Below are 21,359 nucleotides of genomic sequence, written 5' to 3'. Positions count from 1 at the left end.
TCAGCCTCACCAGCGGCGTGAGCGGGCTTATACCCACCACCCCAACCACCGTCAAACAAAAATCTTCACCATTCCTCCATAAGAATGACTCAGGACGGTAACCCGCCCTCCTCCCCGCGGAAGCTTTCGATGATGTGCCGCGCCATGGCCTTGGCGGCCGGGCTTGATGAGCCCTGGGCCAGGGCAATCTGGAACTCCGGCAGTGGCGGCAGCCCGTCAGAGGCCCCCAGCACGCGCAGGCCCGGCGGCAACGGCCCTTCCAACCCCACGGTGATCGCCAGCCCCGCCAGCACCACCGCATGGGTGCCGAGCTGGGAGCTGGAAGAATAGGTCACACGCCAGGCCAGGCCCGCCGCATCCAGCGCCGCCGTGGCGGCGCTGCGCCACACACAGCTCGCCTGCGCCAGCGAAAGGCGCAGCGGCATCTGGCGATGAACCGAATGGGCCACCGGGCCCACCCACAGCAGCGGCCCCCGCCAAAGGGCGACACCCTCCTGCCCGCGCAGCTCGTTTCCAGCTGAATAGAGGGTGAGATCCAGTTCCTCATTCTCCAGCCGGGTCAGCAACTCGGTGGAGGGGGCACAAACCACCTCGATCTCCACCGCGGGATGCGCTTCGGCGAACCGCGCCAGGATCTCCGGCAGCCAGCCCATGGCGTAGTCGTCCGGCGTGCCCAGCCGCACCGGCCCGGACACTTCCTGCTCGCGGAAGCTGGCCACGATCTCGTCATGCATGTTGAGCCAGGGGCGTGCCCGCTCCAGCAGCCAGGCACCATGCGGCGTCACCGCGAAGCCGCGCGGGCCGCGGACCAGAAGCGGCCGCCCGAGCAACTCTTCCAGCCGGCGCATCTGCATCGAAACGGCGGATTGCGTGCGGCCAACACGCTGCGCCGCGCGGGTGACGCTTGCCCCGTCGGCGATCAGGACAAAGGAGCGCAGAAGGTCAGGATCAAGCCCAGGCGGCAGAGGGAACATGACAGCCAATATCAATAGGAATGATGCTCACCGTCAAAACAATTCGTTATGCTTATTACGCAACCGGTCCCATCCTGCATTCCCGTCACGGCGCAGGAAAGGCATGGACCATGTCCGCCCATCTCCGCTCAGCATCCTCACTTCCCGCCAGCCAGCCGGCCTGCCTGCGCGCGGCGCGCCGGGCCGGCTGGCTGGCCTTCATGCGGCGGGCCCTGCGCGCGGTCGAAACCCGCCATCACCTTGCCGAACTTGATGACCAGATGCTGCGCGACATCGGCCTGAGCCGCGCCGATGCCTCCGCCGAGATGCGGCGTGCGCCCTGGGACATTGCGGCCGCGGGTGAAACCCGCTGCCGGGGATAGTCTCCCCTTCAACAGAAAGGCCCGGCGGAGCAGCGCTCCCCGGGCCTTTTCCAAACCGTCTCCTGCGGGCCCCATTGCACGGGCCGCCCATGAAAAAGGCCGGGGACAGGGCCCCGGCCAAGGCAGCAATCCGTGGCGCGGCGCCCTCAGGCGGCGTGGCGCAGTTCCGGCTCCTGGCGCAGCATCGTGGCGGCCCAGCGCGGCCCCTCGGCCAGCAGCGCGTCCAGGGCGGCGGGCGACAGATCCTCGGCATATTCACGGGCCGTCACGGCGGTGGCATCCCAGCCCGCCATCACCGCCGGCAAGGCGGCGCTGGCGGCGGTCAACTGCCGGGCGCGGCGGGCGGTGCGCAGGATCTGCGCGGCCAGTTCCAGCCGAAGCCGTTCTGACAGCTCGCCCCGGGCCATCTCGGCCAGGGCCTCACGGGCCATGCGCAGGCGCGCGGCAGTGGGGAGCGCGGTGATCTCAGTCGCCATGATAGGTTGGTTCTCCGGATGCGGGGCTCGCCTTCTCGAACGGGGCGGGCACGGGATGGGACATGGACTTCTCCGGCCCGCGCGGCAAGGCTGAAGGCGGCCTCTCGGCCCGCCCCCGGCGTAAGGGCGCCATGCACCCAGCGTGACCCTGCACGCCCGGCCCGGATTCGATAGGAAGGAACTGGCGATCGCCAGCCCGACGCAGCCGCCCCTTGTTGTTCAGCCTTATGCCGGGGCCAAAGCTGCGAACGCGGAGCAAGCCTGTCAGTTTCGCACTTCCCGGAAGGTGGCTTCCCGGTGCATTCAGCCGCCATGTCGCACAGCATCCCCAATCAACGCATTTCGCTCCCCAAGGACCGTATCCGCATCCTGCTGCTGGAGGGGGTCTCGGACAGCGCCGTGGCGACGCTGGGCGACGCCGGCTACACCAACATCCAGCGGGAAGCGAAGGCGCTGGAAGGCGAGGCGCTGAAGCAGGCCCTGCAGGGCGTCCATCTGCTCGGCATCCGCTCCCGCACCCAGCTGACGCGGGAAGTGCTGGAGGCGGCGGACCGGCTGGTCGCCGTGGGCTGCTTCTGCATCGGCACCAACCAGGTGGACCTGGCGGCGGCCGAGGAACTCGGCATCCCCGTGTTCAATGCCCCCTTCTCCAACACCCGCTCGGTCGCGGAACTGGTGATGGGCGAGATCATCATGCTGCTGCGCCGCATCCCCGACCGTTCCCGCGCGGCGCATGATGGCGGCTGGGACAAGTCCGCCACCAACAGCCGGGAGGTGCGTGGCAAGACGCTGGGCATCGTCGGCTACGGCAATATCGGCTCGCAGCTTTCGGTGCTGGCCGAAGCCTTCGGCATGCGCGTCATCTATTATGACACCGTGACCAAGCTGCCGCATGGCAACGCCGTGGCGGCGGCCAGCCTGCACGACCTGCTTGGCGCCGCGGATGTGGTCAGCCTCCATGTCCCGGAAACGCCCGCCACCCGCAGCCTGATCGGCGCGGCGGAGGTGGCGGCGATGCGCCCCGGCGCCATCCTGATCAACAATTCCCGCGGCACGGTGGTGGACCTTGACGCCGTGGCCGATGCGCTGCGCAGCGGCAAGCTGCTGGGCGTCGCGGCCGATGTGTTCCCCGAGGAGCCGAAGCGCAATGGCGAGCGCTTCACCTCCCCCCTCCAGGGCCTGCCCAACGTGATCCTGACTCCGCATATCGGCGGCAGCACGGAGGAGGCGCAGGCCCGCATCGGCGAGGAAACGGCACGCAAGCTGTCCGATTATTCCGACACCGGCACCACGCTGAGCGCGGTGAACTTCCCCGAGGTGACACTGCCGGCGCGCCCCACCGGCACCCGCTTCCTGCACGTCCACCGCAACGTTCCCGGCGTGCTGGCGGCGATGAACGAGGTGTTCAGCCGCTTCTCCCTCAATATCGGCGCCCAGTACCTGCAGACCGATGCCGCCATCGGCTACGTGGTCATGGATGCCGAAGGGGTGGCGGACCCGGAGGCGGTGCTGGCTTCCCTGCGCGAGATCCCCGGCACTATCCGCGCCCGCCTGATCTACGAGCGGCACTAAGCACCATGGCGGGCCGGCCTCCCGGCGGAGCCACCTTCGAAAAAGCTTGTCCCCCGGCGCCTTTTCCGACCCGGCTCCTGTTCCGGCCGGGCGCCGGGCTTCAGCGCTGCCTGCGCCTTTCCAGGCTATGCCGCAACCCTTGCTGTTCCCTTCCGTTCTCCTTGGACAATCGTCGCAAAAGCGGCCGCGGCACGACATCGCGCCATGCCGCGCTTCACAAGGAGAAGGCCAGATGGACAAGGACCGCATCGAGGGCGCTGCCAAGCAGGCCAAGGGCGCCATCAAGGAAGCCGCCGGCAAGGTGACGGGTGACCGCGCCACCGAGATCGAGGGCAAGGCCGACAAGGCCGAAGGCAAGGTTCAGAACGCTGTGGGCGGCGCCAAGGACAAGGCGCGCGACGCCACCGGCCACTGAGCCGGCGGCTATCAGGGCCTCGTTCCCGGGCCCATGAGCGACCAGAGGGGGAGTTTCCATCCCCCTCGGGCGTGCCCTCCAAGAATCGGCCATCCGCGAAAAGGCGGGGCCACGAAGAACAGGGTTCAAAATGAGCACATCCGCGCATTCCGCGACTCATTCGGCCGGACCACGGGAGGATGTCAGCCTCCATGGCGCCCCCCTGGGCGCTTCCCAAGGCCTGTTCAGGACAACGCGCATTTCCTGGGGCGCCGTCCTGGCCGGCACGGCCATCGCCGTGGTGGTGGGCGCGGGGTTGAACATCCTGGGCGTGGCGGTCGGTGCCAATCTGGTTGACGCCGCGGCACGCGATACACCCGATGCCGCCACATTCGGCATTGGCGGCGGCGTGTGGATGGTGGTGTCGCACCTGATCGGGCTGGGGCTCGGCGCCTATGTCGCGGCGCGCCTGTCCGGCACCAGCGACCGTACCGACGGGCTGCTGCACGGCTTGGCGATGTGGGCCACGGCAACCATCCTGGCAGGCATGCTCCTGGGAAGCCTCGCGAGCAGCGCCCTGCACACGGCCGGCTCCACCCTGTCCGGCGTGTTTGGCGGCGCGGCGAGCGGTGTGGGCAGCCTGGCCAGCGCGGCCGGCGGCGAGGTGGCCGACCGCACCAGCAATGATGCGCTGCAATCAACCGCCCAATCCGCGATCGACCGCCTGCAGAATGCCCTGGCCGGCACCGGCACCGGCGACCCCGCGCAGATGAACAGCGACCAGCGCCGCGCCGAGATCGGCCAGATCGCCGCCCGCCGCATCACCGAGGGCGAGTTGCCGCAGGGCGACCGTGACCGCCTGACCGCCCTGATCGCCGCCGAGGGCGGCATCAGCCAGGAGGAAGCGCAGAACCGGGTGCAGCAGGTGGAGCAGCAAACGCAGCAGCGCCTGCAGGAAGCCGAGGAACAGGCCCGCCAGGCGGCTGACAGCGCTGCCACGGCCGCCGCCGCGGCCGCCTACTGGACCTTTGCGCTGCTGCTGCTGGGCGCCATCGTGTCCGCCATCGCCGCCCGCCTCGGCACCCGCCCGGCCCCGGCCGTAACCGTGGCGGCCCGCTATCGCTAATTCGTTTCGTGAAAGGAGCCCATGTCCATGAACAAGGATCAGGTCGAAGGCACGCTGGAGAACGTCACGGGCCAGGCCCAGGAAGGCTTCGGCAACATGGCGGATGATCCGGAACACAAGATGCGCGGCATGGCGCGCCAGGTGGCGGGCCGCGCCCAGCATGCCTATGGCGATGCGCGCGACTATGCCCAGCAGGCCGGCGAGCGGGCCCGGGAATATGCCAGCCATGCCGGTGAGCGGGTGGTGCGGCAGGTCGAGCAGCAGCCAGTGACCACGCTGCTGATCGTCGGCGCCGTCGGCTATGTGCTTGGGCTGCTGACCGCCCGCCGCTGAACGCGGAAGAAAGCCGGAAAGGGCGCGGCACGCTCCGGCGGGCCGCGCCCTTTTCCGTGTTAGGCGTCCTTGCGGCGCAGCGCCTTGGCGGCGTCGCGCAGCCGCTCCCTTCCCGCCTCGTCCAGCTCTGGGTAGCGCGGGTCGATCTGCTCCAGCGCCTCGACCATCGCCTCCACCACCAGAAGCCGGGTCAGCCATTTGCGGTCGGCCGGAATGACGAACCAGGGCGCCGCCGTGGTGGCCGTGGCGCGGATCGCCGCCTCATAGGCGTTCTGGTAGTCATCCCAGTGCCGGCGCTCGGCGATGTCCCCCGAATCGAGCTTCCAGTTCTTGTCCGGCTCCTCGATGCGCGCCATCAGCCGCTTGCGCTGCTCGTCGCGGCCGAGATGCAGGAAGAACTTCAGGACCATGAAGCCCTGGCGGCTGAGATAACGCTCGAAAGCGGCGATGTCCTCCAGCCGCTCGTCCCAGATGCGCTCCGTCACCACCTCGGCCGGCAGGTTCTGCCGCGCGAGGATGGCCGGATGGACGCGCGCCACCAGCACCTCCTCATACCAGGAGCGGTTGTGGATGCCGATCTGGCCCCGCGCCGGCAGGCGCAGCACGTGGCGGCGCAGGAAGTCCCGGTCCAGATCCTCGCTGCCCGGCGCCTTGAAGGAATAAACCAGGCAGCCCTGCGGGTTCAGGCCGGTGAAGGCGTGCTTGATGGCGCCATCCTTGCCCGCCGCATCCATCGCCTGGAACACGGCCAGCACCGCGTGACGATCCTGCGCCGCCAGCCGGTCCTGCAGGGAGGCAAGCGTTTCTACCCCTTCCTTCAACAGTTCCGGTGCTTCCCCCTTGCCGATGCCGTTGGGCTCGCCGGCGGTGGAACGATCGGAAAGGCGGAAATCCTTTCCGTCGGTGATGCGGCACTGGGCCAGCAGGTCACGGACGCGCTGTCGCGACATGGGCATTCTCCCGTGGTGACGGACGCGGCGCGCCCAGATGCCAGCATGGAAGGCCCCGCATCTTCCCGCCACCCCTCATGGAAGCAGGCGCCTCAGGGCGCCGCGGGCAGCACCACGATGGTCACGCTGCGCGCTTCGCGGTTTTCCGTGCTGCGGCTGAAGCCGGGATTGCGCGCCTCGGCCCGGATGCGGTCCCGCTCGATGCCGTGCTGCACCGACAGCATCTCCGACACTTCCCGCGCGCGGCGGGCCGCCAGCTCGGTGCTGGTGGCCTGGCCGCCTTCCCGCACCGCATGGCCGAGGACGCAGATGTTGCGGGCAGGGCTTTCCCGGGCCAGTGCCGCGGCGGCGGCGACGGGGGTGCGCGCCGCTTCCGTCGGGCTGGCGCTGCGCGGCGGGAAGCGCACCTCGAACACGTCGTCCTCCAGCCGCTCGGCGCCGATGCAGTTGAAGGCGCGCGGCTGCGCCAGGGCCCCGGAGGCGAGGCCGCTCACGATCAGGCCGGCCAGCACCGGCATCAGCAGGGGGATCATGTGGGTGCCAGCATCCCCGCTTCCGTCAGGCGTCGCAGCAAGGCGCCGGCATCGACCCCCGGATGCGCGCCGCGCAGCTCGGCCTCCGTGCCATCCGGGCGGGCCAGCAGCCAGTTGGCCGCCTCGGCCTCCGCCGGCGCCAGCGGCACGGCGCCGCCCGGCGCCTTGATCACCCATTCGGCGCCGCGCCGCACCGCCCTGGCGCCGTTCGCCACCACGCGGAAGGCCTGGCTGTCGTCGCTTCCCGCAGCGGCCTGAGCGGCGGGGGTGGCCATGCCACGCGCCGCCAGCAGGTCGTTGCCGCCCCGGCGGAAGCGGTAATCGGCGACGAAACGGCCCAGCACCTCCATCACCTTCGGGTCGCGGGTCAGCTCCGCCAGCCTTTGACCGAGCTGCCCGGCGCGACTCGTCAGCGCGAACTTCGCCGCGGCCGATCCGTCCTGGCGCGGCAGCGGCTTGCGGAACTCGGCATCGTACAGCACCCGCTCCAGCAGCATGTTCACCAGGTCCATGCCCAGCGGCGCGTGCACGCCATAGGCGACATGAACCGAGGCCGGGGCCTCGGCCAGGGCATCATGGTACCAGCCGCGCGGCAGGTAGAGCAGGTCGCCGACCTTCAGCGTCACGGCGCCGCGCAGCTTGCCGCGGGCACGCTCGTGATGCTCCCTGGGGAAGTTGAACACGGGATGGGCGATCGGCCATTCGGCGCGGCCTTCCCAGATGTTCCAGGTCTTCTCGCCCTCCACCTGCACCGCCCAGACGTCATGGGTGTCGAAATGGGTGGGGAAGGCCTTGTGGCTCTGCCAGGAGATATAGACATTCGCCTGCGCCTTGCCGAGGCCTGCGTCCTCCAGCGCGTCGGACACGGCGGCGAGGCCCGGCGAAAGGCTGTCCACGTCGTTCATGACGACCGAGGCGCCCTGCTTCACCCAATGCGCCAGCCGCGCCGAATCGGGCTGCTGCACCGGCGCGCCATCGCGGCTGGTGGCGCGCGCGCAATACTGCTCCGGCGGGACGGGGGTGCCGTCCAGCACCACCTTCAGCGACTGGGAGGACCAGATATGGGTCTGGTCCAGCAGGCGGTTGATGCCGCGCCAGCTCAGCACCGAGGCGAATTTGGCGGCACCCCCGGATACATGCAGCGGCTGCCGGTCGTAATACTCGGCGAAGAACTGCTCCGGGGTGACGGGGGCAAGGAGGTCGGCGAGTGTCATGGTCATGGCGGAAACCAGGATAGCCTTGCCGCGGCCGCTTTGACACGCCTTCCGCGCGATTCGCCCATCGCCGGATTCTTATGCAGCCTGCCGAAGATATCGGCACAGCGTGTCTTGAAGCGCGGCCGGACCGGGGCGATCCTGGGAAGTGCTGAAACACGGAGGATGGCCGGCATGCCCGATGGAATGGACAAGGGCGGGGCGCGCGCCGAGTTGCTGCGTGCCGCCACCGAGGCCCTGCACCGCCAGGCGCCTTCCCTGCCATCCGCCGCCGGCACGCTGCTGCTCCGCATGGCGGAGGGACTGCCCACCGCGGAACTGGCCGCCGAGCCGCCGGAGCGCCTCGCCGCCGCGGCCGCCAGCCTGTTCACCTTCGCCCAGGAGCTGCCGCCGGATGACGGCGCCCCCGCTGGCGAGGCCCGGAATGGAGCGCCCCGCGCGACCAAGGTGCGGCTGCGCCCGCCCGGCCCCGGCCGCGGCGCCGTGGCGGTGGCCGAGATCGTCACCCCCGACATGCCGTTCCTGGTGGACAGCGTGCTGGCCGCGCTGACCCTTTCGGGCCGCACCGCCCGGCGCCTGCTGCACCCGGTGATGCGGGTGCGGCGCGATGAAGCCGGCCGCCTGCTCGGCTTCGCCGAGGGCGCGGAAGGCGCGCCGGAAAGCCTGATGCATGTGGAGATCGCGCCCGTCACCAGCCGGCTGCTCGGCGTCGGCGGCGTGCCGGAAGCCGGCTGGGAAACCACCGAGGCGGCGTTGCGCCGCGCCCTGGCGGAGGTGCGGCTGGCCGTGCGGGATTTCCCCGCCGTGCTGGACCGCCTCCAGGCGGCGCAGGCGGAGATCGGCCCCGGCGATGGCGGCGACTTCCTGCGCTGGCTGGCCGAGGAGAACTTCGTTTTCCTTGGCCACCGGCTGATCCGCTTCGGGGAGGCGGGGGCGCCCGACCGGGCGGAGGAAAGCCTGGGCCTGCTGCGGGATGAAGGCGTGCCGGTGTTCGACGCGCTGCGCGACCTGTCCGCCGTGCCGCCGGCGATCCGCGCTTCCCTGCGCGACGGGCCTCCGGTGGGCATCGCCAAGGCCAATCTCCGCGCCCGCGTCCACCGCCCGCAGCATGCCGACGTGGTGGCCACCCGCATTTCCGGCCCCGATGGGCGGACGGTCGGGATGCGGCTGTTCCTCGGCCTGTTCGCCGCCACGGCCTATAACCGCAACCCGCGCTCCATCCCCTGGCTGGGCGCCAAGGTGGAGCGCATCCTGGGCCTCGCCGGGGTGAACCCCGACAGCCATGACGGCCGCGCCATGCGCAACATCCTCGACACCTGGCCGCGCGACGAGCTGTTCCAGGCGGGGGACGAGGCGATCCTGGACGGGGCGCGGCGCGCGCTCGACCTCGGCATCCGGCCGCGGCCGGCGCTGTATCTGCGGCGGGACCCGTTTGAGCGCTTCGTGTCCGCCCTGGCCTGGCTGCCGCGCGACACCTTCGACACTCGCCTGCGCGAAAAAATAGGCGCGATGCTGGCCCGCGCCTTTGGCGGCCGGCTTTCCGCCTTCCACATCGCGCTGGGCGACACGCCGCTGGCCCGCGTCCACTACATCATCGGCACCGTGCCCGGCGCCGTGCCGGCGGTGGACGACACGGTGATGGAAGCGGCGGTGGTGCAGGCCGCCCGTTCCTTCGCCGACCGGCTGGGCGAGGCGCTGACCGCCGAGCGGGGCGAGGCCGAGGCCGCCGCCACCCTGGCGCGCTGGGGCGACGCCTTCCCCGACGCCTACACGGACAGCACCGCCCCCGGCACCGCCGTGGCCGACCTCGCCATGGCCGAGGCCGCCCTGGAGGCGGGCCGCCCCATGGCCCGCATCGAGCGCGCCCCGGGCATGAAGGAGCGCGCGCTGTCGCTGCGCCTGGTGCATGCGGGCGGGCCGCTGCCGCTGGCCGATGCGCTGCCGCTGTTCGAAAGTCTCGACCTACGCGCCACCGAGGAGCAGCCCTACCATCTCCGCCAGGGCGACCGGATCGTCGCGGTGCTGCATGTTTTCAGCCTGGAAGCCGGCACCGCCCTGCCCGAGACACGCTTCCCCGCCCTGCTGGACGCGCTGGAAGCGCTGCAATCCGGCCAGGCCGAGGTGGACGGCTTCAACCGGCTGGTGCCGCGCGCCGGGCTGTCCTGGCGGGAAGCCTGGCTGCTGCGCGCCCTGTTCCGCTGGGTGAAGCAGCTGGGCTTCGCCTTCTCGCAGAACTCGGTGGAGGGGGCGCTGAACGCCGAGCCGCGCGCCGCGCGCCTGCTGGTGGACCTGTTCAACGCCCGCTTCGATCCGACCCAGGCCACTGCCGCCGATGAGGCGCGGATCGAGGCCGAATGGGCAGCCTTGATGGACGCCATCGAGGACCCCGACACCGACCGCATCCTGGCCCGGCTGCGCACTGCGCTGGATGCCGTGCTGCGCACCAACTTCTTCCAGAACAAGCCCTATCTGGCCTTGAAGATCGACAGCGCCGCGGCCGGCCCGATGCCGCTGCCGCGCCCCTGGCGCGAGATCTTCGTCCATGCTCCGCACATGGAAGGATGCCACCTGCGCGCCGGCCCGGTGGCGCGTGGCGGCATCCGCTGGAGCGACCGGCGCGAGGATTTCCGCACCGAGATCCTGGGCCTGATGAAGGCGCAGCGGCTGAAGAACGTCGTGATCGTGCCCACCGGCGCCAAGGGCGGCTTCGTGCTGAAGGGCCATGTGCCCCCCGCCTCCGACCGGGAAGCCTTCATGGCCACCGGCGTCGCCGCCTACAGCACGCTGATCCGCGCCATGTTGGACGTGACGGACAATTTGAAGGACGGCGCCGTGGTGCCGCCCGAGCGGGTGGTGCGCCGGGATGGCGACGACCCGTACATCGTCGCCGCCGCCGACAAGGGCACGGCGACCTTCAGCGACATCGCCAACCGGCTGGCGCAGGAACACGGCTTCTGGCTGGACGACGCCTTCGCTTCCGGCGGCAGCCAGGGCTATGACCACAAGGCGATGGGCATCACCGCCAAGGGCGCCTGGGTGATGATCGCCCGCCACTTCGCCGAACAGGGCCACGACATCCAGGCCACCCCCTTCTCCATGGTCGGCGTCGGCGACATGTCGGGCGACGTGTTCGGCAACGGGCTGCTGGTGTCGCGCCAGACAAGGCTGCTCGCCGCCTTCGACCACCGCCACATCTTCATCGACCCCGATCCCGACCCGGCCACCAGCTACGAGGAACGCGCCCGGCTGTTCGCGCTGCCACGCTCCTCCTGGGCGGATTACGACGCGGCGAAGATCAGCGCGGGCGGTGGCGTGTATCCGCGCAACGCCCGCAGCGTGCCGCTGTCCGACAAGGCCCGCGCCCTGCTGGGCATCGAGGCGGAAAAGCCAGACCCTGCCACCGTCATGCAGGCCATCCTGCGCGCCAGGGTCGACCTGCTGTATTTCGGCGGCATCGGCACCTACATCAAAGCCTCCACCGAATCCCAGGCCGAGGCGGGCGACCGCGCCAATGACGCCATCCGCATCGACGGGCGGGAAGTGGGCGCCCGCATCCTCGGCGAGGGCGCCAACCTCGCCGTGACCCAGGCCGGCCGCATTGAGGCGGCGGGCCTGGGCGCCGGCGGGGAAGGCGTGCGGCTGAACACCGACGCGCTGGACAATTCGGCCGGCGTCTCGACCTCGGATCACGAGGTCAACATCAAGATCCTGCTGGCCGATGCCGAGGCCGCGGGTGCCCTGACCCGGCAGCAGCGCGACACGCTGCTGGCCGCCATGACAGAGGAGGTCGCGGCGCTGGTGCTGCGCGACAACGCGCAGCAATCCCTGGCCATTACCCTGGAAGCCGCGGCCGGCGCCGCCGCCCTGCCCGCCCACGCCGCGCTGATGGTGCGGCTGGAGCAGGCCGGGCTGCTGGACCGCGCCGTCGCGACCCTGCCCGACGCCGCCGCCATCAGCGACCGCATCGCCGCCGGGCAGCCGCTCACCCGGCCGGAGCTGGCGGCGCTGCTGCCCGTGGCCAAGCTGTGGCTGACGGAAGCAATCGAGCACAGCGACCTGCCGGACGATCCGGCGCTGCTGCCGCTGCTGGAAGGGTATTTCCCCACCGCCCTGCGGCGCGACTTCACTTCCTTTATCGCGCGCCACCGGCTGCGGCGTGAATTGCTGGCCACCATGCTGGCCAACGAGGTCGCCAACCGCCTCGGCCCCGCCGCCCTGGCCGAGCTGGCGGCGGGCACCGGCCCGGCCGAGGCGGCGCGCGCCGCCATCCTGGCCAGCCGGTTGCTGCGGCTGGAGGAAGCCGCCGACGCCGCCGACGCCGCGCGCGAGGCCACGCCGGAGGCCCGGCGCTCCGCCCTGCTGGCCATCCGCCAACTGCTTGGCGCCACGGCGCGGGAGCTGCTGGGCGGGCCGGAGCTGCGCCACCCGCTGAACGAGGCGCTGGAGCGGCTGCGCCCCGGCACGGACGCGCTGCTGGCCACCCTTCCCACGGGCAGCAGGGCCGCCGCCGGCGATGGCCTGCCCATCTCGGTGGCGCAGCTTCTGGCGGTTGCCCCGGCGCTGCAGGCCGCCCCCGCCATTGTGCGCCTGGCCGAAGCCGCCGCCGTGCCACCCGCCCGCGCCGCCGAGGCCTGGGATGCGGCAGGCGCGCAGTTCCACCTTCCGGCCCTGCGGCAAGCCGTTGCCGCCGCGCCGGCCACCGGCCCCTTCGCCACCCGGGCCCGGGCCGCGCTGCTGGACGATGTCGCGGCGGTGCAGGCCCGGCTGGCCATGCTCTGCCTGCGCGGCGAACTGCCTGAAGGGGAAGCCGCGGCCCGCATCGCCCAGGAAGCGGTGTCGCGCCCCGACCTGGCCGCCGCCACGGTGGCGGTGCGGGAATTGCTGCGGCTCGGCTGAGCCGGGATGCCGGGCGGGCCGGGGTCGCGCCCGGTGCCGCCCGGCCATGTCCGTGGCACCGGCGGGGAACTCCTTGCCGGGCGGGGCGTTGAAGCGGCACACCTAAAACAGGAGTGACGCCATGCCTGATGTTCAGCAGGCCAGGATCCTGATCGTCGCCACCGATGGCTTCGAGGAAAAGGAATTGACGGTTCCGCTGCGGAAGCTGCGCGAGCAGGGCGCCACCGTCCATGTCGCGGCGCCGGAGAAAACCCGCGAGCCCGGCGTCATCAGGGGGTGGGATGGCCAGAAGCAGCCCGAGGACTGGGGCCAGACGGTTCCGGTGGACCGTTCCCTCAAGGACGCCCGCGCGGACGAATACGATGCCGTCATCCTGCCGGGCGGGGTGCTGAACCCGGACCATCTCCGCACAAACAACGCCGTCCTGTCGCTGGTCGGGGATTTCGCCGCCCAGGGCAAGGTGGTGGCCGCCATCTGCCACGGCCCCTGGATCCTGGTGGAGGCGGGGCTGGCCAAGGGCCGGCGCATGACCTCCTTCCAGTCGATCCGGACCGATGTGGTGAATGCCGGAGCCGACTGGCTCGATCAGGAGGTGGTCGCCGACAAGGGCATCGTCACCAGCCGCTCCCCGGCCGATCTGGATGCCTTTGTGGCCAAGATTGTCGAGGAAGTGCGCGAAGGCAACCATGGCGACCGCCGCGCCGCCTGATTCCCGCTAAAGCATTTTCCGTTCGCACTGGCTCACTTCAAATACTCTGGCTCTTTGCTCTGTTGAGCATCTTCACCCGATCATGCCATCCCGCCCGATCGGGATCTGCTCGAGCCCCGATGGGCGGGCACCGGCCCGCCCTGGCCGCTCAGGTCTTCAGCGTCCGGCCGCGGAATTCGCGGCTGTTGATCATGATGTCGCGCAGGCGCCGCACAGGCGCCTTGCCGACATATTGCTCGTAGATGTGCTCGCCTTCCGGCAGGCGGTCGAGCAGCAGCGCGTAAAGACTGTCCAGCTCCTCGCGCGTCGCCGGACGGTCGGCATCCCAGTTGCGGGCGCTGTAGCGCCGCAGGAAGCCATCGAACTCGCGCTCGCGGAAATTGCGGAAATGCGCCTGCTGGCCGGCCAGGATCGCGCGGATGCTGTCGGCCGTCGGCGGCTCGACGGGCAGATCGCCGCGCTCCACCGGCACCATGCGGTCATAGCCCATCTCGCGGAAGCGCCGCTCGTTGAAGGAGGCGCCCTTCTCGCCGATGTAGCGGGCAAAGGTCATGTCGGTCATCACGCGGGCGATGCCGAGATCGGCGCAGGCCAGCGCCTTCATCGCATCCTGCGAGGATTTGTCGATCGCCATCGCCCGCCCTTCCAGCCAGCGATAAACGCCGATGTGGTTGCGGCTCTGGTAGTCGGTCTTCTCCATGATGGAGAAGTAAGGCGCCAGCCATTCCTGCAGCCGCTTCCACGGGCCGCGCCGCAGCGCGAAGCCCCAGTGATGGTCGAGCGGCACGATGCGGACGCGATCGGGATCGGGCCTGGCGCGATGATCGCCATAGGCGGCGAAATAGCCGACCTCCGGAAACGGCGCCAGCAAGGCGCGCAGCCGCTCCATCATCAGCAGGTAGGACGGGCCAAGCTCAAGGTCGTCCTCGAAGAAATAGGCTGTCTCGGCGCCCAGCGTTTCGAAGGCCAGCGTTTCGCCGCGGCGGATGTTGAAGGCGATGCCCAGATTCTCCGCCGACGCCAGGACCTGGCCTTCCGGGAACACGGCGCGGAAGGCGGCGACGCTGTCCGCCATTGCCGCGTCCTCGGCGTAGCGCACGCCCGAACGCCGGGAAATCGGGCCATCCTGCAGCAGGAAGATGCGGCGCTCGTCGAGGCTGACACCTTGCTGGGCCTTCAGCGATTCGCAGAAGCGCTGCAGATAGGCAGCCCGGTCGAAGGAAAAGATGATGATCGGCACTTCGATCGGTTGCAGAGCTTCGGCCATGGGACCTCTTTTTCGGCCATCCCCGCGGCATTGTGGCCAGGGGTCCAGATCAATCTGCTACCGGGGGTTGGTGGCGCAGGCAAGCCTGCCTCACGTAATCGCGCGCAGTTCAAGGGCGCGGGCATAAACCTGCTTGCGCGGCAGGCCGGTCGCGGCGGCCACGAGTGCCGCGGCATCGCGCAAGCTTTCCCCCGACGCCAGGGCGGCGCGCAGGCGATCATCCAGCCCGGCCTCCGCTTCCGGCGCTTCGTCGCCAGGGGGGGCCACCACGAGAGCGATCTCGCCACGTGGCGCGTGGTTCGCGTAATGCGCCGCCAGCTCGGCCAGGGTGCCGCGCCGCACCTCCTCGAAGCGCTTGGTCAGCTCGCGCGTCACCGCCGCTGGGCGCGGGCCCAGCGCGTCCGCCAGCGCCGCCAGCGTTTCGGCCAGGCGATGCGGCGCCTCGTAGAAGATCAGGGTCGCGGCCAGCCCCGCCCGCTCGGCGGCGCGCAACTTGGCCAGCTCGGCGGCGCGGGCGGCGGCGCGCGGGGGCAGGAAGCCGTGGAACAGGAAGGGGTGCGGCGGCAGCCCCGACAGGGTCAGCGCCATCACCGCGGCATTCGGGCCGGGCACGGCCGAGACGGTGATGCCTTCGGCGATGGCGGCGCGCACCAGGCGGTAGCCGGGATCGCTCATCAGCGGCGTGCCAGCGTCGGAAACCAGCGCGAGCTTGTCTCCGGCCTGCATCCGTGCAACCAGCCGGGGGGCCGCGGTGTCCTCATTGTGCTCGTGCAGTGGCACGAGCCGTGCGGATATGCCGTGTCGCAACAGCATCGGAGCGGTTACCCTGGTGTCCTCGCACAACACCGCATCCGCCGCGCGCAGCACGGCCACGGCGCGGGGGGCAAGATCGCCGAGGTTGCCGATCGGCGTCGCCACCAGCGTCAGCCCCGGTTCCCTGCCGTTGTCGGGCTGCCCGGTGTCGGGTTGCCCCGCGTCCGGTCCGTTTTCCTGTTCTGGACCATTGTCCGGGCCATTGTCCCTGGGGGAGGTTTGTTTTGGTGTTTCCCGCTCGTCGCTCTGCATGGGCCGAACCCCCTTCCCCTTCTTCACCGGCGATGCCACGCCGGGGGCTGGCGGCGCTGGCGTTCAGTGCCGTTGTGGCGCTGTCGGCCTGTGCGCCGCAAGTCTCCGGCCCGTCCTATCCGCCCGCCGCCGGCTATGGCGGCCTGCCGGCCCAGCCGCCGCAGCCGCCGCGCGAGAAAGTGGCGCTGCTGCTGCCACTGTCCGGCCCCCAGGCCGCGCTTGGCCCTGAATTGCTGAATGCCGCCCAGCTCGCCCTGTTCGAGCAGGGCGGCCCCGGCTTCGAATTCGTGCCGCGCGACACCGGCGGCAGCGCGGCCGGCGCCGCGGATGCCGCCCGCCGCGCCATCGCCGAAGGAGCACGGGTGATCGTGGGCCCGCTGACCGGCTCCGAAACCGCGGCCGTCGCCGGGCCTGCCCGTGCCGCCGGCATCCCGGTGCTGCCCTTCACCAATGACGCCAGCCAGGCCGCCACCAATGTCTGGCCTCTGGGCCTGACGCTGGAACAGCAGGTGCGCCGCGTCGCCGGCGCCGCTCATGAGGCCGGTGTCCGCCGCTTCGGCCTGGCGGCGCCGGACAATGCGCTGGGCCGGCAGATGGCCGCCGCGCTGCGCGGCGCGGCCCGCGACCTCGGCCTCGCGGCCCCGGCGGTGGAGCTGTATCCGGCCGCCGCCCAGCCCAGCCTGATGGCGCGTGAGGTGGCGCAGCGGATCGGCGCCGTTCCGGATGCCGGCCCGGAGGAAAGCCGGGTCGAGATGCTGATCCTGGGCGAAAGCGGCGCGCGGGCGCGGGATTTCGCCGCCGGGCTGGTTGCCGCCGGGGCGGCGGTGCCGCCGCTGCGCCTCGCCGGCCATGCGCTGTGGGGCAGCGATGAGAGCCTGACGCAGCAGCCCGCCCTGGCCGGCGCCTGGTTCCCCGGGCCGGACCCGGCGGCGCGCATGCAGTTCGACAGCCGCTACGAGGCCGCCTTCGGCACCCGTCCGGCCCGCGTGGTGGGCGTCGCCTATGACGCCGCGGCGCTGGCCGCCCGCGCCATGCGCAGCGCGTCTCCCGGCGCGCCTCCGGCCATGCCGGTGGGCGAAACGGTGCTCGGCGCCGATGGCGCGCTGCGGCTGGCGCCGGGCGGGCAGGTGCAGCGCGCGCTCGCGGTCTACGCCCTGTCGCCGGGCGCCGTTCCGGCAACCGTCGCCCCCGCCGACCTGCCGGGCGGCGTCGGCTTCTGAAGCGGTGGGCGGATGCTGTCATCCGCCCGCAACAGCATTGTCATCCCCGATGGTCGACAGACCCGCCCCGTCCCACGAGGATGAGGCGGGGAGCAGCCATGGTGGAACACGCAAATGCTACAGGATGAGTTGGCGCCGCGCCGCTGGCTGAGCTCGGCGGCGCTGATCGGCGGGGTGCCCCTCGGGCTGCTCGCCCTGCTGACGGTCAGCGGGCATGCCACTCCCGGTCCGGCGCTGCTCTGCATGGCGCTGGTTGCCTTCTTCGCCCTCGCACTGTCCCGCTTCTGGCTGCGCGACGTGGCGCGGCTGGTGGCTGTGCTCCGGCGGTCGGCGGGCGGGGACAAGCACGAGGTGCCCTCCCCCTTCCTGCCGACCCTGGCGGAGGTGGCCGATGGCGTCGCCCGCCTGTCACGCTCCCTGGCCGAGCGCTCGGACCAGATCAACCGCATGCGCCGGGTCGATGGCGCCATCCTGGAAAGCCTGCCGGACCCGCTGCTGGTGCTGGGCGCGGACCGCGCGCCGCTGCGCGCCAACGCCGCCGCCCGCGCCCTGTTCGGCGCTCGCGCCACGGAGGTGGAGCCGCTGGCCGGCGACACCGCCGCGCTGCTGCGCCATCCGGCCCTGGCCGGCGCCGTGGACCGGGCCCTGGCCGAGGGCGCCAGCCAGGCGGCCGACCTGATCCTGCCGGTGCCGGTGCCGCGCGAGCTGGTGGCGCAGGTGATCCCCCTCGACCCGCCGCTGGCCGATGGCGGGCGGCTGATCGTCCTGCTGTCCGACCGGACGCGGGAACGCGCGGTGGAGCGCATGCGCGCCGATTTCGTCGCCAATGCCAGCCATGAGCTGCGCACCCCGTTGGCCAGCCTGATGGGCTTCATCGAAACCCTGCGCGGCCCGGCGGAAAACGATCCGGAAGCCCGCGCCCGGTTCCTGTCCATCATGGCCGAGCAGTCCGAGCGGATGCGCCGGCTGATCGAGGACCTGCTCGGCCTGTCGCGGATCGAGCTGGCCGAGCACCAGGCCCCCACCGGCCGGGTACCCCTGGCCGAACTGGCCCGCACCGAGGCGGAGGCCATGGCCCCCATCCTGGCGCAACGCGACGTCACGCTGGAGCTTGATCTGGCGGAAAACGCCATCGCCCATCCCGCCGATGCCGGGCAACTGGCCCAGGTGCTGCGGAACCTGCTGGAGAACGCGGTGCGGCACGGCCATGCCGGGGGCACGGTGCGGCTGGCGGTGGCAAAGGTCGACGGCGCCCGCCCGGGGGTGATGTTCGCCGTCACGGATGACGGGCCGGGCATCGCGCGGGAACACATCCCGCGCCTGACCGAGCGCTTCTACCGCATCGACAAGGCCCGCGCGCGCAGCGCGGGGGGCACGGGACTGGGGCTTGCCATCGTCAAGCACATCATCAACCGCCATCGCGGCCAGCTGCATATCGAGAGCCAGGAAGGCGAAGGCACCACCTTCAAGGTGTGGCTGCCATCGGAATGACGCGTCTCACGCGGCCGGATCGCGGCCTGCCTTCTGCCGGCGCGCCGGCGCCCTGGGCTCCTGCCCCAGCATCGCCCGCATCCGCGCTTCGGCGCCCTGCATCAGGGCCGGGATGATCCGGGCTTCCGGCAGGTTCTTCCAGTACTTCTTCGGCATCTCGGCGCGCATGGCATCCGGCTTCAGGCGCGCCGGATTGAAGATCGAGGCGAAATAGGTGCGCCAAAGATCCTCCGCCGCGTCGGCAGCCGGCGCATCGGCGCGGCGGGCGCTGGCGGTGAAGGTGACGGCCTCCCCATCCCAGTGCGCGCAGCGGCGCGGCGTCAGGATCGACCAGCGCAGCGCGGCGAAGCGGCGCTGGAAGAAGCCGGCCTCGGCTTCCACGATGTGGTGCTCCGGCTCGAACCAGGCGACGGAGCGCTCCCCGTCCGGCGTGTCGATCTCGCGGAAGCGGACAAAGGCATGCATCTTGTGCGCGTCGCGCCGCACCGCGCGGGCCATGGCGTGCAGCCGCACCATGCGTGCTTCGGCCGGGTTGCGGAGCAGGCCGGGATCGCGGCGTCCATCCCACAACAGCGAATACAGCAGCGCGAAGCGTTCCGCGTCGCTGTGACGGATGGCGAGCTCCGCCAGTTCCAGGAAGTCGCGCGGCACAACCAGGGCAGTGGGCTCGCCGGCGGGCTCCGCGGCAGGCGGGGCATCGCCAGCGAACAGGTCCGGCGCCTCGCCGGGCATGCGCCAGGATACCTCCTCCGGCCGGACTCCCGCCCCGAGCAGGTTGCGCGCCGCGTGCCGCCAGCCGGGATAATCGGCCGGCCCGTCCAGGATGACGCTACAGCGCAAGGGAAAGCTGCGCCGGCTGCGCCGCCGCGAAGGCGGAAGGGTTCAGCAGCTTCTGCCGCAGCCCGGTGGCGTCGATCTGCCCTGGCGGCGGCCGGTGGTCCGGCGCCACGAGGAAGGGTGCCACCTTGCGCAGCGGCACGCGCAGCCGCGCCAGGTCGGCCAGCTTCACCCGCGAATGGCGCCGCGCCTCCAGGATGCGGTTCACATTGCGGGCGCCGAGGCCGGGAACGCGCAGCAAGGCCTCGCGCGGGGCCTTGTTGAGGTCGAGCGGGAAATCGTCCCGGTGCTTCAGCGCCCAGGCCAGCTTGGGATCAGCCTCCAGGTCGAGCATGCCGTCCTCGCCGCCCGAAAGGATCTCCTCGGTGGTGAAGTCGTAGAAGCGCAGCAGCCAGTCCGCCTGGTACAGCCGGTGCTCGCGCAGCAGCGGCGGTGGCTGCGGCGGCAGGGCGGCGGAGGCCTCGGGGATCGGCGAATAGGCCGAGTAGTAGACGCGGCGCAGCTTGAACTGCTTGTACAGCCCGTCGCTGGTGCCGAGGATCTGGCCGTCCGTGCTGTTGTCCGCGCCGATGATCATCTGCGTCGATTGCCCGGCGGGGGCAAAGCGCGGCGGCGCGGCACGGCGGGCGGTCTGCCTTGCTTCCCTGGCTTCCGCGATGTGGGTGGACAGCTCGCCCATGGCGTCGTGGATGCCGGGCAGGTCCTTTTCCGGCGCCAGTTCCCTGAGGCTGGCCACCTGCGGCAATTCCACGTTGATCGACAGCCGGTCGGCCCAGCGCCCGGCCTCGGCCAGCAGCTCCGGCGCCGCGTCGGGGATGGTCTTGAGGTGGATGTAGCCGAGGAAGCCATGCTGTTCCCGCAGGGTGCGGGCGACGCGGATCAGCTGCTCCATGGTGTAGTCGGCCGAGCGGATGATGCCAGAGGACAGGAACAGCCCCTCGATATAGTTGCGCCGGTAGAAGGCGAGCGTCAGCCGCACGACCTCATCCACCGTGAAGCGGGCACGACGGATGTTGGAGGTGGCGCGGTTGATGCAATAGGCGCAGTCGAAGATGCAGGCATTGGTCAGCAACAGCTTCAGCAGCGAGATGCAGCGGCCATCCGGCGCATAGGCGTGGCAGATGCCCATGCCTTCCGTGCTGCCCAGACCGCCCTGGGTGGAGTCGCGCTTTTCCGAGCCGGAGGACGCGCAGGACGCGTCGTATTTGGCCGCGTCGGCGAGCAGGGCGAGCTTGGCGCGCAATTCCATCCGGGATGATCCGCTCTTCAGAAGTTCCTTATATGTTCCTGGTTAGCGGTTTACAAAGCCCTTCCATCGAAGGCGGGCCATTCCTGCCTCACATCGGCCCTCCCGGCACGGCCGTGGCGGTCAGGGGCGGGTAATCCCGGGCTTCCGGCAATTCATAATGCCACCATTCCAGGCTGTAGGGCGCCCATCCCGCCGCCACCATGATGCCCAGCAACAGGGCGCGCTGGCGCTGGTCCGGCACCGGAACACCCGGATGGCCATGGGCGGATTCCGCCGTCACGGCATCGAAGCCGGTTCCCATGGGAAGCTCGGCGCCCGTCACGGCATCGCACAAGGTCAGGTCCACCGCCGCGCCGCGCGGGTGCACGCCGCCGGCGCGCGGGTCGGACACGAATCGCTTGTCCTCCACCGCGTGCCACAGCGCCCACTGGGCCTCGATCGGCCGGAAGGCATCGAAGACCTTCAGCCGCAGCCCGAAGGCGGCGGCTTGGTCCCTGGCCCGCAACAGGCGCCGGCGCGCCAGCGGCAGCAGCATGGCCACCGGGCGGCGATAGATCGGCCGCCCCGTCAGGTTGTCCGGCGTGGCGTAGCGGAGATCGAGCAGCAGCCCGTCATCCTCGGTGATCGGCGTGAGCATGGCGGTATCCTGCCACAGCGGCGGGGCGCCGGCGATTTCCCCGGCAATTTCCCT

The 21,359-nt window shown here is 71.0% G+C and carries 19 protein-coding genes; 9 read left to right on the top strand and 10 right to left on the bottom strand.

Annotation, left to right across the window (positions count from 1 at the left end; all coding sequences use genetic code 11):
• Positions 1-89: 89 nt before the first annotated feature.
• The gene (locus F0Q34_RS15470) at positions 90-974 is read right to left on the bottom strand and encodes a LysR substrate-binding domain-containing protein (RefSeq protein WP_149813131.1); all 885 of its coding nucleotides are present in this window, start codon (positions 972-974) and stop codon (positions 90-92) included.
• A gap of 20 nt (positions 975-994) precedes the next feature.
• Between F0Q34_RS15470 and F0Q34_RS22165 the strand changes: the two genes are divergently transcribed.
• Positions 995-1,336 (top strand): DUF1127 domain-containing protein, encoded by a 342-nt coding sequence (locus F0Q34_RS22165; RefSeq protein ID WP_206668045.1) that lies wholly within the window; start codon positions 995-997, stop codon positions 1,334-1,336.
• 146 nt (positions 1,337-1,482) lie between these two features.
• Here F0Q34_RS22165 and F0Q34_RS15460 read toward each other — a convergent pair whose 3' ends face one another.
• The gene (locus F0Q34_RS15460) at positions 1,483-1,812 is read right to left on the bottom strand and encodes a hypothetical protein (protein WP_149813130.1); all 330 of its coding nucleotides are present in this window, start codon (positions 1,810-1,812) and stop codon (positions 1,483-1,485) included.
• Between the two features lie 312 nt (positions 1,813-2,124).
• Here F0Q34_RS15460 and serA point away from each other — a divergent pair, with 312 nt between their 5' ends.
• From serA to F0Q34_RS15440, 4 genes are all read left to right on the top strand, one after another.
• Positions 2,125-3,384 (top strand): phosphoglycerate dehydrogenase, encoded by a 1,260-nt coding sequence (gene serA / locus F0Q34_RS15455; protein WP_149813129.1) that lies wholly within the window; start codon positions 2,125-2,127, stop codon positions 3,382-3,384.
• A 232-nt stretch (positions 3,385-3,616) separates the two neighbouring features.
• Positions 3,617-3,799 carry a CsbD family protein gene (locus F0Q34_RS15450; protein ID WP_149813128.1) on the top strand — a complete coding sequence of 61 codons (183 nt, stop codon included), beginning with the start codon at positions 3,617-3,619 and terminating at the stop codon, positions 3,797-3,799.
• Positions 3,800-3,929: 130 nt separating this feature from the next.
• Positions 3,930-4,904, top strand: a complete 975-nt coding sequence (locus tag F0Q34_RS15445; protein WP_241665511.1) for a hypothetical protein — start codon at positions 3,930-3,932, stop codon at positions 4,902-4,904.
• 27 nt (positions 4,905-4,931) lie between these two features.
• Positions 4,932-5,237 carry a CsbD family protein gene (locus F0Q34_RS15440; protein ID WP_161600896.1) on the top strand — a complete coding sequence of 102 codons (306 nt, stop codon included), beginning with the start codon at positions 4,932-4,934 and terminating at the stop codon, positions 5,235-5,237.
• 59 nt (positions 5,238-5,296) lie between these two features.
• On the opposite strand, the gene F0Q34_RS15435 is transcribed toward F0Q34_RS15440, so the two are convergent.
• From F0Q34_RS15435 to F0Q34_RS15425, 3 genes are all read right to left on the bottom strand, one after another.
• Positions 5,297-6,187 (bottom strand): PPK2 family polyphosphate kinase, encoded by an 891-nt coding sequence (locus F0Q34_RS15435; protein WP_149813126.1) that lies wholly within the window; start codon positions 6,185-6,187, stop codon positions 5,297-5,299.
• Positions 6,188-6,279: 92 nt separating this feature from the next.
• Positions 6,280-6,720: an OmpA family protein gene (locus F0Q34_RS15430; protein WP_149813125.1), complete on the bottom strand. Its 441-nt coding sequence runs from the start codon at positions 6,718-6,720 to the stop codon at positions 6,280-6,282.
• Positions 6,717-7,940 carry a cupin domain-containing protein gene (locus F0Q34_RS15425; RefSeq protein WP_149813124.1) on the bottom strand — a complete coding sequence of 408 codons (1,224 nt, stop codon included), beginning with the start codon at positions 7,938-7,940 and terminating at the stop codon, positions 6,717-6,719. The genes F0Q34_RS15430 and F0Q34_RS15425 overlap by 4 nt, the downstream gene beginning before the upstream one ends.
• 168 nt (positions 7,941-8,108) lie before the next feature.
• Here F0Q34_RS15425 and F0Q34_RS15420 point away from each other — a divergent pair, with 168 nt between their 5' ends.
• Positions 8,109-12,830 carry an NAD-glutamate dehydrogenase gene (locus F0Q34_RS15420; RefSeq protein ID WP_149813123.1) on the top strand — a complete coding sequence of 1,574 codons (4,722 nt, stop codon included), beginning with the start codon at positions 8,109-8,111 and terminating at the stop codon, positions 12,828-12,830.
• Between the two features lie 121 nt (positions 12,831-12,951).
• Positions 12,952-13,539 carry a type 1 glutamine amidotransferase domain-containing protein gene (locus tag F0Q34_RS15415; RefSeq protein WP_149813122.1) on the top strand — a complete coding sequence of 196 codons (588 nt, stop codon included), beginning with the start codon at positions 12,952-12,954 and terminating at the stop codon, positions 13,537-13,539.
• 148 nt (positions 13,540-13,687) lie between these two features.
• Here F0Q34_RS15415 and F0Q34_RS15410 read toward each other — a convergent pair whose 3' ends face one another.
• On the bottom strand, positions 13,688-14,806 hold the full coding sequence (locus F0Q34_RS15410; protein ID WP_149813121.1) for a glycosyltransferase family 2 protein: 1,119 nt from the start codon (positions 14,804-14,806) through the stop codon (positions 13,688-13,690).
• A gap of 90 nt (positions 14,807-14,896) precedes the next feature.
• Complete coding sequence (gene rsmI / locus F0Q34_RS15405) at positions 14,897-15,871, bottom strand: 16S rRNA (cytidine(1402)-2'-O)-methyltransferase (protein ID WP_149813120.1); 975 nt, start codon at positions 15,869-15,871, stop codon at positions 14,897-14,899.
• A 32-nt stretch (positions 15,872-15,903) separates the two neighbouring features.
• Here rsmI and F0Q34_RS15400 point away from each other — a divergent pair, with 32 nt between their 5' ends.
• A complete protein-coding gene (locus F0Q34_RS15400; RefSeq protein ID WP_149813119.1) occupies positions 15,904-17,091 on the top strand; it encodes a penicillin-binding protein activator in 1,188 nt (395 codons plus the stop codon).
• 114 nt (positions 17,092-17,205) lie between these two features.
• On the top strand, positions 17,206-18,582 hold the full coding sequence (locus F0Q34_RS15395; RefSeq protein ID WP_149813118.1) for an ATP-binding protein: 1,377 nt from the start codon (positions 17,206-17,208) through the stop codon (positions 18,580-18,582).
• Positions 18,583-18,588: 6 nt separating this feature from the next.
• On the opposite strand, the gene F0Q34_RS15390 is transcribed toward F0Q34_RS15395, so the two are convergent.
• From F0Q34_RS15390 to ddpX, 3 genes are all read right to left on the bottom strand, one after another.
• Positions 18,589-19,422 (bottom strand): TIGR03915 family putative DNA repair protein, encoded by an 834-nt coding sequence (locus F0Q34_RS15390; protein WP_149813117.1) that lies wholly within the window; start codon positions 19,420-19,422, stop codon positions 18,589-18,591.
• Positions 19,412-20,668: a putative DNA modification/repair radical SAM protein gene (locus F0Q34_RS15385; protein ID WP_149813116.1), complete on the bottom strand. Its 1,257-nt coding sequence runs from the start codon at positions 20,666-20,668 to the stop codon at positions 19,412-19,414. The genes F0Q34_RS15390 and F0Q34_RS15385 overlap by 11 nt, the downstream gene beginning before the upstream one ends.
• Positions 20,669-20,756: 88 nt before the next feature.
• The gene (gene ddpX, locus F0Q34_RS15380) at positions 20,757-21,305 is read right to left on the bottom strand and encodes a D-alanyl-D-alanine dipeptidase (protein ID WP_149813115.1); all 549 of its coding nucleotides are present in this window, start codon (positions 21,303-21,305) and stop codon (positions 20,757-20,759) included.
• Positions 21,306-21,359: the final 54 nt, after the last annotated feature.

It is taken from the genome of Teichococcus oryzae (genome assembly GCF_008386565.1).
Classification (GTDB): domain Bacteria; phylum Pseudomonadota; class Alphaproteobacteria; order Acetobacterales; family Acetobacteraceae; genus Pseudoroseomonas; species Pseudoroseomonas oryzae.
Note: the sequence above shows the minus strand (reverse complement) of the source record. Positions and strands in the feature narration are given on the sequence as shown.

Excerpts from the sequence above, each read along its gene's own strand:
- F0Q34_RS15385 (WP_149813116.1), bottom strand. The coding sequence starts at position 20,668 with ATGGAATTGCGCGCCAAGCTCGCCCTGCTCGCCGACGCGGCCAAATAC.
- F0Q34_RS15460 (WP_149813130.1), bottom strand. The coding sequence starts at position 1,812 with ATGGCGACTGAGATCACCGCGCTCCCCACTGCCGCGCGCCTGCGCATG.
- ddpX (WP_149813115.1), bottom strand. The coding sequence starts at position 21,305 with ATGCTCACGCCGATCACCGAGGATGACGGGCTGCTGCTCGATCTCCGC.
- F0Q34_RS15435 (WP_149813126.1), bottom strand. The coding sequence starts at position 6,187 with ATGTCGCGACAGCGCGTCCGTGACCTGCTGGCCCAGTGCCGCATCACC.
- F0Q34_RS15400 (WP_149813119.1), top strand. The coding sequence starts at position 15,904 with ATGCCACGCCGGGGGCTGGCGGCGCTGGCGTTCAGTGCCGTTGTGGCG.
- F0Q34_RS15440 (WP_161600896.1), top strand. The coding sequence starts at position 4,932 with ATGAACAAGGATCAGGTCGAAGGCACGCTGGAGAACGTCACGGGCCAG.
- F0Q34_RS15420 (WP_149813123.1), top strand. The coding sequence starts at position 8,109 with ATGCCCGATGGAATGGACAAGGGCGGGGCGCGCGCCGAGTTGCTGCGT.
- F0Q34_RS15450 (WP_149813128.1), top strand. The coding sequence starts at position 3,617 with ATGGACAAGGACCGCATCGAGGGCGCTGCCAAGCAGGCCAAGGGCGCC.
- F0Q34_RS22165 (WP_206668045.1), top strand. The coding sequence starts at position 995 with ATGATGCTCACCGTCAAAACAATTCGTTATGCTTATTACGCAACCGGT.
- F0Q34_RS15395 (WP_149813118.1), top strand. The coding sequence starts at position 17,206 with ATGCTACAGGATGAGTTGGCGCCGCGCCGCTGGCTGAGCTCGGCGGCG.
- F0Q34_RS15470 (WP_149813131.1), bottom strand. The coding sequence starts at position 974 with ATGTTCCCTCTGCCGCCTGGGCTTGATCCTGACCTTCTGCGCTCCTTT.
- F0Q34_RS15415 (WP_149813122.1), top strand. The coding sequence starts at position 12,952 with ATGCCTGATGTTCAGCAGGCCAGGATCCTGATCGTCGCCACCGATGGC.
- rsmI (WP_149813120.1), bottom strand. The coding sequence starts at position 15,871 with ATGCAGAGCGACGAGCGGGAAACACCAAAACAAACCTCCCCCAGGGAC.
- F0Q34_RS15430 (WP_149813125.1), bottom strand. The coding sequence starts at position 6,720 with ATGATCCCCCTGCTGATGCCGGTGCTGGCCGGCCTGATCGTGAGCGGC.
- F0Q34_RS15425 (WP_149813124.1), bottom strand. The coding sequence starts at position 7,940 with ATGACCATGACACTCGCCGACCTCCTTGCCCCCGTCACCCCGGAGCAG.
- serA (WP_149813129.1), top strand. The coding sequence starts at position 2,125 with ATGTCGCACAGCATCCCCAATCAACGCATTTCGCTCCCCAAGGACCGT.
- F0Q34_RS15445 (WP_241665511.1), top strand. The coding sequence starts at position 3,930 with ATGAGCACATCCGCGCATTCCGCGACTCATTCGGCCGGACCACGGGAG.
- F0Q34_RS15410 (WP_149813121.1), bottom strand. The coding sequence starts at position 14,806 with ATGGCCGAAGCTCTGCAACCGATCGAAGTGCCGATCATCATCTTTTCC.